Source organism: Lacinutrix venerupis (genome assembly GCF_001971745.1).
In the GTDB taxonomy this organism is placed as follows: Bacteria; Bacteroidota; Bacteroidia; order Flavobacteriales; family Flavobacteriaceae; genus Lacinutrix; species Lacinutrix venerupis.
Genome location: NZ_CP019352.1, coordinates 2,660,828 through 2,673,860, shown reverse-complemented (window position 1 = coordinate 2,673,860; position 13,033 = coordinate 2,660,828). Strand labels below are relative to the sequence as shown.

General features: G+C 29.1%; 13 protein-coding genes. 12 read left to right on the top strand and 1 reads right to left on the bottom strand.

The window, feature by feature from the left end; all coding sequences use genetic code 11:
* Positions 1–8 precede the first annotated feature (8 nt).
* From BWR22_RS12110 to BWR22_RS12065, 10 genes are all read left to right on the top strand, one after another.
* Positions 9–629, top strand: coding sequence for a MarC family protein (locus BWR22_RS12110; protein WP_076733925.1), 621 nt, complete (start codon positions 9–11; stop codon positions 627–629).
* A gap of 76 nt (positions 630–705) precedes the next feature.
* Positions 706–1,302 (top strand): glutathione-regulated potassium-efflux system oxidoreductase KefF, encoded by a 597-nt coding sequence (gene kefF, locus BWR22_RS12105; protein ID WP_076733924.1) that lies wholly within the window; start codon positions 706–708, stop codon positions 1,300–1,302.
* A gap of 3 nt (positions 1,303–1,305) precedes the next feature.
* Entirely contained in the window at positions 1,306–3,192 is a 1,887-nt protein-coding gene (locus BWR22_RS12100; RefSeq protein WP_076733923.1) for a monovalent cation:proton antiporter-2 (CPA2) family protein, read from the top strand.
* 25 nt (positions 3,193–3,217) lie between these two features.
* Positions 3,218–4,318 carry an MBL fold metallo-hydrolase gene (locus tag BWR22_RS12095; RefSeq protein WP_076734428.1) on the top strand — a complete coding sequence of 367 codons (1,101 nt, stop codon included), beginning with the start codon at positions 3,218–3,220 and terminating at the stop codon, positions 4,316–4,318.
* A 3-nt stretch (positions 4,319–4,321) separates the two neighbouring features.
* Positions 4,322–5,203 (top strand): helix-turn-helix domain-containing protein, encoded by an 882-nt coding sequence (locus BWR22_RS12090; protein WP_076733922.1) that lies wholly within the window; start codon positions 4,322–4,324, stop codon positions 5,201–5,203.
* Between the two features lie 99 nt (positions 5,204–5,302).
* Complete coding sequence (locus BWR22_RS12085) at positions 5,303–5,500, top strand: hypothetical protein (RefSeq protein WP_076733921.1); 198 nt, start codon at positions 5,303–5,305, stop codon at positions 5,498–5,500.
* On the top strand, positions 5,497–6,345 hold the full coding sequence (locus BWR22_RS12080) for an NAD(P)H-binding protein (protein ID WP_076733920.1): 849 nt from the start codon (positions 5,497–5,499) through the stop codon (positions 6,343–6,345). Before BWR22_RS12085 ends, BWR22_RS12080 begins: the two co-directional genes overlap by 4 nt.
* Before the next feature lie 7 nt (positions 6,346–6,352).
* On the top strand, positions 6,353–7,501 hold the full coding sequence (gene egtB, locus BWR22_RS12075; RefSeq protein ID WP_076733919.1) for an ergothioneine biosynthesis protein EgtB: 1,149 nt from the start codon (positions 6,353–6,355) through the stop codon (positions 7,499–7,501).
* Positions 7,502–8,449, top strand: coding sequence for an L-histidine N(alpha)-methyltransferase (locus BWR22_RS12070; protein WP_076733918.1), 948 nt, complete (start codon positions 7,502–7,504; stop codon positions 8,447–8,449). It abuts the gene before it with no gap.
* 1 nt (position 8,450) lies between these two features.
* Positions 8,451–9,116, top strand: a complete 666-nt coding sequence (locus BWR22_RS12065; protein ID WP_076733917.1) for an aspartate/glutamate racemase family protein — start codon at positions 8,451–8,453, stop codon at positions 9,114–9,116.
* A 114-nt stretch (positions 9,117–9,230) separates the two neighbouring features.
* Here the strand turns inward: BWR22_RS12065 and BWR22_RS12060 are convergent, their stop codons facing one another.
* Complete coding sequence (locus BWR22_RS12060; protein WP_076733916.1) at positions 9,231–11,609, bottom strand: TonB-dependent receptor; 2,379 nt, start codon at positions 11,607–11,609, stop codon at positions 9,231–9,233.
* Between the two features lie 227 nt (positions 11,610–11,836).
* On the opposite strand from BWR22_RS12060, the gene BWR22_RS12055 reads away from it, so the two are divergent.
* Together BWR22_RS12055 and BWR22_RS12050 are read left to right on the top strand one after the other, a co-directional pair.
* Positions 11,837–12,400, top strand: a complete 564-nt coding sequence (locus tag BWR22_RS12055; protein ID WP_076733915.1) for a TetR/AcrR family transcriptional regulator — start codon at positions 11,837–11,839, stop codon at positions 12,398–12,400.
* Between the two features lie 71 nt (positions 12,401–12,471).
* Entirely contained in the window at positions 12,472–13,020 is a 549-nt protein-coding gene (locus BWR22_RS12050; protein ID WP_076733914.1) for a carboxymuconolactone decarboxylase family protein, read from the top strand.
* The last annotated feature ends 13 nt before the right edge of the window (positions 13,021–13,033 follow it).

The window sequence follows — 13,033 nt, the reverse complement described above, 5'->3', positions numbered from 1 at the left end:
TTAAGTGTATGGATAACTTAATTGCATTTTCAATTGCTGTATTTACAGCCTTTTTTGCCATAACCAATCCAATATCAAACATGACGGTTTTTTTATCGTTAACAGAAGGTGCAGACAAGAAAACAAAACATGATATAAATAGACGTTCAAACATAATTGCCTTTGTAATTGTTGCAGTTTTTGTACTATTAGGAAAATATATTTTCGAATTATTTAATATTAGTATTCCAGCTTTTAAAATTACAGGTGGTATATTAATATTTTTTATAGGGTTCGATATGCTTCAGTCTAAACGTTCCAATGTAAAAAGTCTTAAACATGTTCATATCGATGAGAATATTGCAGTTTCGCCTTTAGCAATTCCTATCTTAGCAGGACCAGGAACCATTGTTACAGCTATGAATTTTGTGGCAAATGTAGAAACTATACATATAATTCTAGTTATTCTTATCTTTGGTTTAATGAGTTTATTAACTTATTTTACGTTTAGATTAAGCGATCTTATTGTTAAAATTGTGGGTAATAATGTTATTTCTGTAATAGGAAAAATTATGGGATTAATTATAGCAATTATTGGTACTGGTATGATTATTACAGGTATTAAAATTGCTTTTAATTTAGTAGCATAATAACCGTCAAAGTTGAATAATAAAAGTTGTAATTTAATGAGTTAATATTTTATTCATTTATAACTACTTTAGTAATATGAAAAAAATATTAGTGCTTTTTGCACATCCTAAATTCGAAAAATCTAGAGTAAATCAAACTCTAATTAATCATATTCAAGACAAAGAAAATGTGACTATTCACGATTTGTATGAACAATATCCAGATTTTCATATTGATGTTAATGCAGAAAAAGAGCTATTAAATAAGCACGATATAATTATTTGGCATCATCCATTTTATTGGTATAGCTGTCCGCCACTAATGAAACAGTGGATTGATATGGTTTTAGAGTTTAATTGGGCTTATGGTCCAGAAGGTAAAGCTCTGTATAAAAAAACCTGTTTAAATGTTATAACAACAGGAGGTTCTAAAGAAGTGTATTGCTCAGAAGGCTATAACAGTTTCACAATAAGACAATTTTTGAGACCGTTTGAACAAACTGCCATTTTGTGTGGTATGGATTATTTTCCACCTTTTGCAGTAATGGGAACACATAATTTAAGCGATCAAGCTTTAAATGATTATAAAAACTACTACGGCAAATTAATAGATGTTTTACAGTCTAATTTATCGCTTAAAGATATCGAAAGCAAATCATTTATAAACGATATTCCACAATTAAATAGCTTATAAACTATGACAGGAAGTATACTTTTTGAAGCAATAGTTTTTTTGGCAGGAGCTATTATTTGTGTATCTATAGCTAAGCGATTAGGCTTAAGTTCTGTTATAGGATATTTACTTGCAGGTGTTTTAATAGGTCCATATATTTTAGGTTTTATTGGAGAAGAAGGTGAGGATATTTTACATTTTGCAGAATTTGGCGTAGTTGTTATGTTGTTTTTAATAGGATTAGAAATTGAGCCAAAAAACTTCTGGAATATGCGTAAAGCTATCCTTGGAATGGGAAGTATTCAAGTAGGTGCTACTATGTTGTTATCCTACATTTTGTTTACTTTATTAGGTTTCGATTGGAAGGTGTCTCTAGTAATATCAATGGCTGTTGCATTGTCATCTACCGCAATTGCTTTGCAAACGATAAAGGAAAAAGGAATGATGGAAACAACCTTTGGGTCATCATCGTTTTCCATTTTATTGTTTCAAGATATCATTGTAATTTTTATGCTTGGTTTTATTCCTTTATTAGCTAATACAGAGAATGGTGATTCTTCAAAAATTCATTCTGAACAAGCCAGTTTATTAGAAAGTTTGCCTATGGGTTTTCAAACCTTAGCCATAATACTATCTGTAGTGTTAATTATTATAGCAGGTCGTTATTTAATAGTGCCCATGTTAAGAAAAGTGGCAAAAACTGGAGTTAGAGAGTTACTTATTGCAGCAGCACTGTTAATTGTTTTTGGTATTTCATTTTTAATGGAATTTGTTGGTATAAGTCCGGCATTAGGTGCGTTTTTAGGAGGTGTTGTGTTGTCTAATAGTGAATTTAAACATGAACTTGAAAGTACATTAGAACCTTTTAAAAATCTACTGCTAGGTTTGTTTTTTATGGCAGTTGGAGCATCTATTAACTTTATTGTTATTGCAAAAAGTCCTTTAACTATTGGAGGAATTTTAATTGCAATTATTATTTTAAAAGCATTAGTTTTATTTATAACAGGTCATATTTTTAAATTAAAATTAGACCAAAAGCTACTACTAACTTTTACTTTGTCGCAAATTGGAGAATTTGCTTTTGTACTACTGTCATTTGCTTTTGGACTTAATATTTTATCACAAGAACAAATGGATATAATGCTTGTAATTACAGCATTAAGTATGTCTTTAACACCAATATTAAGTATTATAAACGAACGTTTCGTATTACCAAAATTAGGAACTAAGGAGTTTATAAAAAGGCCAATGGATCATATTGCCAAATCTCAAAAAATTATATTAGTAGGTTTTGGACATTTTGGGAGTACAATAGGCCGTTTTTTGCGCTCACACGGTGTAGAAGCAACTATTTTAGATCACGATTCTAACCGCGTAGATTTTCTTAGAAAAATGGGATTCGAAGTCTATTACGGTGATGCTACGCGACTAGATTTATTAGAATCTGCAGGTATTGCAGAGGCAAAAATAATAATCTGTGCAACAAATAAAATTAATGTTTCTAAAGCAATTAGTAAAATTGTTAAAGAAAAATATCCTCATGTAGAATTAATGATACGTACAAAAAATAGATATGATGCGTACGAGCTGCTTAATCTAGGTCATCAAAATATTTATAGAGAATCTTTAGAAACGTCTTTAACTTTAGCTAAAGATGTTTTAAGTAAAATGGGTTTTAGAAAATATACTTTAAACAGGCAAGTTCAAAATTTTATTAAATATGATGAAAACAGTTTAAGACGTTTAGCTTTAGAATCAGATAGAAAAGACGATTATATCTTTAAAGCAAGAAAAGAATTAGAGCAACAAGAGAAATTTTTAAATGAAGATTTTAAACGAGGCCTTGTAGATTTCGATAACCATTGGGATGGAGACCATATAAGAAAACAGTTAGAAAAATCTAATGAATAGTAAACTTTTAAAATTTATAAAACGAATGATATTAAGCATTGTAATTTGTATTGCTGCGATAATACTAATTGTGTTTTTATTTATGCAATTTAGCCCACAATTTGGAGGAAAAGCATCGAAAGATGCTATTGCTACATATAAAATGTCTGAAAACTATAAAGATGGTATATTTAAAAATACTAACGAAGTTAAGCTTGATATGAGTTTAAAGGATATGGGAAAATCGTTATTAGGATTTTTTAAAAGCCAGCCCAATACAAAACCGAACCAGGACTTACCATTAATAAAAATAGATTCTCTAAATGTAGCAAATTATAAAGGTTTAACACGATTGGTTTGGTTTGGTCACTCTACGTTTTTATTACAAACCGAAGGAAAAACAATTTTAATAGATCCTATGTTAGGAGAAGTACCATCTCCACATCCTGCTTTAGGTAGCAAACGGTTTAATAACGAATTGCCAATTACTATAGAGAAGTTACCAAAAATTGATGCTGTACTTATTTCTCACGATCATTACGACCATTTAGATTATGAATCTATAAAAGCGTTAAAAGATAAAGTAGAGCATTTTTATATGCCACTTGGTGTAGGTGCTCACTTATTAAAATGGAAAGTCGATAAAAATAAAATTACTGAACTAGATTGGTGGCAAGAAACAACTTTTAAAGGTTTAAAATTCGTTTGTACACCAGCACAGCATTTTTCGGGAAGAGGTCTATCAGATAGAGCTAAAACACTTTGGTCTTCTTGGATTGTTCAGTCGAGTACAGATAATATTTTCTTTAGTGGAGATAGTGGTTATGCAGATCATTTTAAAAGCATAGGAAAAAAATATGGCCCGTTTGATTTTGCAATGATAGAATGTGGTCAATACAACAAAATGTGGCCAGAAATTCATATGTTTCCTGAGGAAACCGTTCAAGCAGGAATAGATGTTAAAGCGAAAAAAATTATGCCAATACATTGGGGAGCATTTAAATTAGCAATGCATACCTGGACAGATCCTATAGAGCGTTTTACAAGAACTGCGCAGACTAAAGATATAACAGTTGTTACGCCAAAAATAGGTGAGCAAATTTTCCCTAAAGATACTACATATACTGCTAAAAATTGGTGGAAATAACTAATGCAAAAGTATATACCAAATATTGAATTTAACTCTAAAAAAACAAATAATTCTGGTATAGATATTCTTACAATAAAAAGTCTTGCAAAGCGAAAGGATTTGGTTAGAGACCATCATCCAGAAAAAGCCCACCAAGTTGCTTTTAATATGATTGTTTATTATACAGCAGGTGAGAGCAAACAATTAGTAGATTTTGTATGGCATCCTGTAAAGAAAAATACTATTATTCATTTATCAAAAGGTCAAATAAATGCTTTTCAATTCACTGAAAATTTAGAAGGATATATTTTATTGTTTACAGAAGACTTTTTAAAGAAACAAATACATTCATTACCCAAAAACGAAATTATACGGCTCTTTAATGCACATTTATTTTCTCCAGTTATTCAAGTACCCGAAGATGCTAACGTATTAAAATATTTTCAACTTTTTTATGAAGAATACATTAATGTAAACGAAGATTATAATCAAAATAATCTATACGCATCATTACATGCTATTATATTTTCTAAGTTAGAGCATTTAAAGCAAAACGAAACATTGCACTTAAGGTATGAAAGAAAAGTTGTAATTTTTTTAAATTTCAAATCATTATTAGAAGCTAATTTTAGTACAAATAGAAATGCCGATTTTTATGCCAAAAAATTAAATATTACTTATAAGCATCTTAATGAAATTTGTAAAGAAATATTAAATGTTACTGCAAAGCAATTTATAGATGCTTTTGTTATACTTGAAGCCAAAAGGTTACTAATTAATTCTGAAATTAAAAGCACAGAATTAGCTTATAAACTCGGTTTTCAAGAACCTACAAATTTTGTAAAATACTTTAAGAAGCATACTAAATTTACCCCAAATAGCTTTAAAAAAGAATATATTTAGAGTTTAAGGTTCGATATTTACCATTTTTATTATCATATTCATCTTTAAATAATTTACTTACTAATTTAATTTTGTTGTTATAATTTAAAACTTAACAACATGTCCGATGTAAGAATATGCCCAACTTGTGGAGCAAAAGCGAAATACAAAATAAAAGATGAAAAAGAAACATTTACCGCTATTCAAGATGAAGAAGCTTTTAAAAAAGTGGGTCAAATGAAAAAAGCTATGGAGAAATTTAAAATCAAAGCTGAAAATTTAGAGAAAGAGTTACAAGAATTAAAATCAAAAAAATGAAAATAGCAATTACATCGGTAACTGGGCAGTTAGGATCTGCAATAGCCACACAATTAATAAAAGAAATAGGTAAAGAGAATGTTATTGGTATTGCCAGAACTCCAGAAAAAGCAAAACACTTTGGAATAGAAATTAGAAAAGGAGACTATAATAGTCGAGAGCAGTTTAATAATGCTTTAGTTGGAGTAGACACAGTATTGTTAGTTTCTGGGATGGATGCGCCAGAAAAACGAATAGAACAACATAGAAATGTTATAGAAGCGGCTAAATTAAATGGAGTAAAAAAGATTGTTTATACAAGTATAGTAGGTGCAGAGCAAGGTAATGCATTTAGTCCTATCGTGCAGAGTAATAGGCAAACCGAAAAAGATATTCAAGAATCGGGACTTAATTGGGCTATTGGTAGAAATGGAATTTATATTGAACCAGATATTGAGTATATTGAAAACTATATTAAAGAAGGAGAAATAAGAAATTGTGCGCAAAACGGAAAATGTAGTTACACAAGTAGAAAAGAATTAAGTTATGCTTATGTTAATATGCTTTTAAATGATAAACTCAATGATAAAATTTATAACTTGGTAGGCGAAGCAATTACACAAACAGAACTTGCTAATTATATTAATAAGGTTTATGGAACAAATCTTATATTTAACTCAATCTCTGTAGAGGCATATACAAAAGAGAGAAAAACGGAATTAGGCGATTTTATGGGAACAATTATTGCTGGTATTTACGAAGGTATTTTAAATGGCATATATAATTTAAAATCCGATTTTAATATAGTAACAGGAAGGCAACACAAATTAGCTTTAGAAATAATAAAGGAAATAAAACATAATTAATAACAGTATGAGTAGTGTCGAGTATTTTACTAAAGTTAGAGAACAAACAATCTCCTTTTGTAAACATTTAAGTATAGAAGATTACTCTATACAGGTGGCTACATTTGCTAGTCCTGCAAAATGGCATTTAGCTCATACTACTTGGTTTTTTGAGACTTTTATATTAAAAAATTATGTACAAGATTATGTGGAATTCGATGCTAATTTTAATTTTTTATTTAATAGTTATTATAACAATGTAGGTAGCAGAATATTACAAGCTAATAGAGGTAATATGTCGCGTCCTAGTATAGATGAAGTATACAAATATAGAGCACATGTAGATGCTAAAATGCAAGATTTTTTAATAAACCTTAACGATGAAAAAATTCTAGATTTAGTAACATTAGGTTTAAATCATGAGCAACAGCATCAAGAATTATTAATTACAGATGTAAAATACATGTTTGGTCACAATCCTATTTTTCCTGTTTATAACAAAGATTATAATTTAATAAAAGATGTTAATTTAAATAAAAATAGCATAAAAATTAATTCAGGATTGTACAAAATTGGATATCAAGGAAATGATTTTTGTTACGATAATGAATTGGGTGTTCATCAAGTATTTGTAGATGATTTTGAAATAAATAATTATTTAGTTACAAATGGCGATTATATAGAGTTTATAGAATCTGGAGCGTATTCAGATTTTAATTTGTGGTTAGACGACGGTTGGTCTTGGGTGAATAAAAATAAAATTAACGCACCAATGTATTGGCATAAAATAGATAACGAGTGGCATAATTATACTTTAGCAGGATTGCAAAAAGTAGATAAAAAGGCCATATTATGCCATATAAATTATTACGAAGCTCATGCATTTGCAGAGTGGAAAGGCATGAGGTTGCCAACAGAGTTTGAATGGGAAATTGCGGCGCAACAGCTTAATTGGGGAAAACGTTGGGAGTGGACAAATAGTGCGTATTTGGCATATCCAAATTTTAAAAAGGAAAATGGAGCTGTAGGCGAGTATAATGGAAAATTTATGAGTAATAGAATGGTGCTTCGTGGAGCATCTGTTGCCACCTCAAAAAACCATAGCAGATATACGTATCGTAATTTTTTTAACCCAACAGAAAGATGGCAGTTTACTGGAATTAGATTAGTAAAATAGATGATAGATATATTTAAAAAAGAAATAAAACAAGGGTTAGAAAGTAATCCAAAAACACTGCCTTCAAAATATTTTTACAATAAAAAAGGAGACGCATTATTTGTAGAAATAATGAATTTACCAGAATATTATTTAACGCGTAGTGAATTAGATATTTTTCAGAATAAAACTCAAGAATTAATAACTGCTTTGCAATTAAACGTTAATACTCATTTCGAACTAATAGAACTGGGAGCTGGCGATGGTTTAAAAACAAAAAAGCTATTAAGCACTTTAAATAAACAAAACTATAAGTTTGATTATTTACCAATAGATATTTCATTAAATGCTTTAAATCTTTTAAAAAAGGATCTTTTAGGAACCTTGCCAGACGTATCTGTAAAAACACAACAAGGAGACTATTTTGAAATATTGGCTTCTTTAAAACAAAGTAATAAGCCCAAAGTAATTTTGTTTTTAGGTTCTAATATTGGTAATATGAATGATGAAAAAGCAGAACAATTTATATATAATTTGGGTGCTAATTTAAAACCTGGAGATAAATTGTTGCTTGGTGTAGATTTAATAAAATCTAAGGATATTGTTTTACCAGCGTATAACGACGAAAAAGGAATTACTGCACAATTTAATCTTAATTTATTAGAAAGAATAAATCAAGAATTAGATGGAGATTTTAATTTGAATAAATTTAAACACCAACCAGAATACAACGAAACTCAAGGAATAGCAAAAAGTTTTATTGTTAGTACAGCAAACCAAACTGTAAATATTAAAGCCATTGGAGCGTCTTATAATTTTGAAGCTGGTGAAAAAATTCACACTGAAATTTCTAGAAAATATAATGATGCATTAATTAAAAATATTATATCTAATACAGATTTTGCTTTAGATACTAAAATACTAGACAGTAAAAAATACTTTGCAGATTATATATTAACAAGAAACTAAAATGCATAAAACAAATCTTGCTATTTTAGGTTTAGGAAGCCGCTCTACCATATTTTATTTAAACGAATTAAATATTTTATATAATAAAATTAAAGGATGTTATAGTACTTGTCCGTTTATATTATTAAATACAAATTTTAATACTATTAACTCTTTGTTGCCTAACCCATCTAGTCAATTAGATAAGATTTTAAGCGCTTATATAAACAAAATTGAAGCTTTAGATATAACGCATCTTTTAATTCCAAATATTACACTTCACGAAACTATAGATAGAATAAAAACAAAAAAAAATATTCTTCATCCTATTGCTTTAACTATAAAAAAAATTAAACAAAACAATTGGAATACAGTTGTTCTATTTGGTTCTTTTTTTAGTATGAATTCTACATATATTAAAAATGCATTTAATGCAAATGGTATAAAAGTGGTTTTGCCTTCTCAAGAAGATATGTTGTTTATTGATGAGGTGAGAAAGAGAATTTATTCTGAAACAGAATCTATGCAATTAATTGAAAAATATCATTCTTTATTACATAATTACTCAGTAATACATCCTGTTATTTTGTGCTGTACAGAGTTATCTATTTTAAAACCAAAAAATAATGCGCTTATACTAGATATGGCAGAAGTGCAATTACAAGAAGCTGTACAATTTGTTATGTAAAAATTAAATTTTCACATAGAAATCTTATAAAATTATTTTAGTATATACTATAAAAAAACAAAGCACAACCTTTTAAGATTGTGCTTTGTAAGATTAGACTAATTTTAAAATATTTTAAAACCTGTAGGTTAATACTCCGGCAAAGTTTCTTGGATCTGTTTGGTTAATATAGCTTGTTCTGTAAGCGTTGTAACCAATATTATCGAATACATTATTAACTAACACTCTAAAATTAAAGTGCTTATTAAAATTATAAGCCGCTTGAGCATTAACTTGTGTATAAGCATCTACATTAAATGGTTCTTGGTTTGGTACAATACCTTCGTGTGTAACTGCTCCCGCACTCCAATCGTTAATTGGTCTTTCTCCTGTATAATAAATACCTGCTCCAAACGATAAACCTTCTAATTTTTGTTTAAAGCTATAATTAGCATAAGCATTAAAAGTATGTTTTGGAGTGTTTAATGGAGCAGAACCATAAACATAAGATGTGTGCTCTTTATACTGTGCATCTATGTATGAGTAACCAGTAATAACTTCAAGGTTTTCTAAAACACGACCACTAAGTTCTACTTCAACACCTTTACGTTCATCGTTTCCACCTTTAGCATAGTATCCTGTTTCTATCCAGTTTTCGTCGTAAACAGGTAGGTTAATATCTTTGTTATTAATTTTAAAATAGGTGAAATTAAAACGTAATCTGTTGTTTAACCAGTTGGTTTTAATACCAGTTTCAAACTGGTCGTAACGCTCGTTACCTAATTCTTCTCCATTTACATCTAAACGTGTTCCTGTTCTTGGGTAAGAACTATTGGTATAAGAAGCAAATACATTTATGTTTTTAAAAGGCGAAACTATAATTCCTCCTAATGGGTTAAAAGCATCACTCTCGGTAGTTTCTGTTTCTGTAATTGTTCTTGTTTTACTATAACGTAAACCTATAAAGGCTTTTAAATATTTATTAAAAGTAACAACATCTTGTGCTACAAAACCTAAAGCTTTAGATTTTGCTCCTGCTGTAGTTAGCGCAGAAAACTCAATATCGGTTGGTAATATTTTACTGTTGCTAGTAAATACATCTATAGTATCTATAGTTGCTACACGTTGTGATGTTGTGCCGTAATCGCTTGTACGATAATCAAAACCAACTTGAAAAGTATGTGCTATGCTTCCGGTTTTTAAATCGTCTCCAATTAAATCAAACTGTATTACACTATTATTATCTTCTCTTGTAGATGTAGAGTAACCTCTAGATCTTTGGTTGTACATTGCATTCCCTAATTCATCACTAACTACGCCTCCTAAACTTGCGCCTTTATCATCTAACTCTAAATTAGACTTGTAAAAAGCTCCTTTTAAACTTAACTTATCACTTAAAGTTCTATCTATTCTTAAAGAGTATGTTGTGTTTGTTGTTAAAGATTTATCATCTTCATAACCTAAAAATTGATCGTATGGTAAATCGTAAATTAAATTTTGATCATTTTCACCAAGATTTACTGTACCTACATCTGGAGTTCTACTATCTTCAAAATAATCTAATTCAAAAGTAAGTGTGGTTTTATCATCGGCTTTCCACTCAAAAGAAGGATTAATATAAAAACGGTCAGAGTCAATACCACTTCTATAACTATCTGCACGTTCTAAAGCTCCGTTTATTCTAAAGGCTGTATTTTCGGTTTCAGTTAATGGCCCATAAACATCAAATGTTGTTCTTGCTTGTCCGTAACTACCACCGCGTAAAGATACATTTCCACCAAAAACGTATTTAGGTGTTTTTGTTACAAGATTTATAATTCCTCCTGGGCTTCCTAAATCTGTAGCAACACCTTGTGTTATAGATGCTGCACCTTTTAATACTTGAATGTTATCTACACCTTGCATATCTGTTAAGACACCAACTCCTCTAAAATCTGAATGTACTCGTACACCATTTTTTAATATTGGAATTCCTCTAAATCCACGAGAAGACATACTTTCTCTTTTGTTACCATAGGTAGCAAAAGTATAAACACCAGGAACGTTTTTTGTTGCGTCCGAGATAGTTAAATTACCTTGTTGTTCAATTAATTTATCTGAAATTATAGAAATACTTTGAATTTGTTCGTAAGGCGCCAAAGGTAACCTTGTTAAAGCTTCAATTTTATCTGGATGCTCAAAGCGGTGTCCAAACACTTCTACTTCTTGTAAATCGCCATCATTTTGTAATTTGAAAGTTAAAGTTACACTTTCGTTACTATTTAATTTTACTGTATTGGTTTGTGTTTTGTAGCCAACAGAAGATACTTTTACAATGTAAGAACCTTCGGCTAAATTAATGAATTCAAAATACCCATTTTCATCTGCCGAAACACCTTTACTAGTGCCTTCTAACATAACAGATGCAAAAGGAATATTATCGTTTAAATTGTTTGTTACTGTTCCACTTATTTTAGATTGTGAAAACGAAAATTGTATAGCAAATAATACTATAAAGCTTATGTTTTTTAACATGATACTATTTAGATTGGTTTTAAATAAAGCGCAAATATAATATCCAAAAGTAAGTTTACAAAGTTTATTTAGACTAAATCTAAATAAATTTTATACTAAATTGATTACTAATTATTTAAAACGTATTATTTTTTTTAATTAAAATTGTGTTAAATCGTTTTAGTATTTCTAACTAATCGTTTAGTTTTGTACTGTAGTTAATTATTTAGTTTTTGTAGAGAAACAAAATGGCTAGAAAAAAACAGTATAATGAAGTAGAAGTACTAGAAAAGGCAATGAATCTTTTCTGGAAAAATGGTTATAAAACTACTTCTATGCAAATGCTCGAACAAGAAATGGGAATAAATAAATTTTCAATTTATTCTAGTTTTGGTAATAAGCACGGTTTATTTCTTGAAAGTTTAAAGCAATATAAATCTAGAGTAAATACAGTTTTAAAAAAATTTAAGGATGGTACTAATGGTATCGATGATATAAAAACTTTTTTTTACGATTCTGTTAGGTCTAATTTTAAAAAAGAAAATGAAAAAGGCTGTTTTTTAACTAATACTTATAATGAGTTTTGCGAAACAGAAGATGAATTAGTTAAAGAACAAATGGATACTTTTATGAATAGTTTAAAAGAAATTATTATTGAAAAGTTACAAATGGATTCTAATAAAAGCAAAGAAACTGTATTAAAACAAGCTAATTATTTGTTGTTAGCAAAACATGGTTTAGCTGCTGCTGCCAGAGTAAATACTAACGAAGAGATTGAAGATTATATAGAAATGACATTTAAAAATTTATAAAACATTTTTTTTACACAATAACTAAACAATCGTTTAGAAATAAAATAATATTAACTTAAACAAAACAAATTATGACAACTTTAAAAATTCACAACATTGAAACTGCTCCAGAAGAAAGCAAAGCATTATTAGAAAATTCTCAAAAAGCTTACGGAATGATACCTGGTTTACACGGTGTTTTAGCATCGTCACCACAAATTTTACAGGCATACCAAACATTACACGAGTTATTTACACAGTCTTCTTTTAATAACGACGAGTTAACAGTTGTATGGCAAACAATTAACGTAGAGCATTCTTGCCATTATTGTGTACCAGCTCATACTGGAATTGCAAAAATGATGAAAGTTGATGATGAGATTACAGACGCTTTACGTAATGAAACAAAGTTAGAAGACGAAAAATTAGAAGCTTTAAGAACAATGACACTATCTATTGTTAGAAATAGAGGTAATGTTTCACAATCAGATTTAGACGCATTTTATAATGCAGGTTACCAAGAAAAACACGTTTTAGACATTATTTTAGGATTATCACAAAAAACAATAAGTAACTATACAAATCATATTGCAAATACACCAGTAGACGAAGCTTTCAAAAAATTTGCTTGGTCTAAATAATTTAAAAATTATA

What these genes read in the sequence shown, in the direction of transcription:
- BWR22_RS12100 (WP_076733923.1), top strand. Translation starts at nt 1,306, where the DNA reads ATGACAGGAAGTATACTTTTTGAAGCAATAGTTTTTTTGGCAGGAGCT.
- BWR22_RS12110 (WP_076733925.1), top strand. Translation starts at nt 9, where the DNA reads ATGGATAACTTAATTGCATTTTCAATTGCTGTATTTACAGCCTTTTTT.
- BWR22_RS12090 (WP_076733922.1), top strand. Translation starts at nt 4,322, where the DNA reads ATGCAAAAGTATATACCAAATATTGAATTTAACTCTAAAAAAACAAAT.
- BWR22_RS12065 (WP_076733917.1), top strand. Translation starts at nt 8,451, where the DNA reads ATGCATAAAACAAATCTTGCTATTTTAGGTTTAGGAAGCCGCTCTACC.
- BWR22_RS12070 (WP_076733918.1), top strand. Translation starts at nt 7,502, where the DNA reads ATGATAGATATATTTAAAAAAGAAATAAAACAAGGGTTAGAAAGTAAT.
- BWR22_RS12080 (WP_076733920.1), top strand. Translation starts at nt 5,497, where the DNA reads ATGAAAATAGCAATTACATCGGTAACTGGGCAGTTAGGATCTGCAATA.
- BWR22_RS12060 (WP_076733916.1), bottom strand. Translation starts at nt 11,609, where the DNA reads ATGTTAAAAAACATAAGCTTTATAGTATTATTTGCTATACAATTTTCG.
- BWR22_RS12085 (WP_076733921.1), top strand. Translation starts at nt 5,303, where the DNA reads ATGTCCGATGTAAGAATATGCCCAACTTGTGGAGCAAAAGCGAAATAC.
- BWR22_RS12055 (WP_076733915.1), top strand. Translation starts at nt 11,837, where the DNA reads ATGGCTAGAAAAAAACAGTATAATGAAGTAGAAGTACTAGAAAAGGCA.
- BWR22_RS12050 (WP_076733914.1), top strand. Translation starts at nt 12,472, where the DNA reads ATGACAACTTTAAAAATTCACAACATTGAAACTGCTCCAGAAGAAAGC.
- egtB (WP_076733919.1), top strand. Translation starts at nt 6,353, where the DNA reads ATGAGTAGTGTCGAGTATTTTACTAAAGTTAGAGAACAAACAATCTCC.
- kefF (WP_076733924.1), top strand. Translation starts at nt 706, where the DNA reads ATGAAAAAAATATTAGTGCTTTTTGCACATCCTAAATTCGAAAAATCT.
- BWR22_RS12095 (WP_076734428.1), top strand. Translation starts at nt 3,218, where the DNA reads ATGATATTAAGCATTGTAATTTGTATTGCTGCGATAATACTAATTGTG.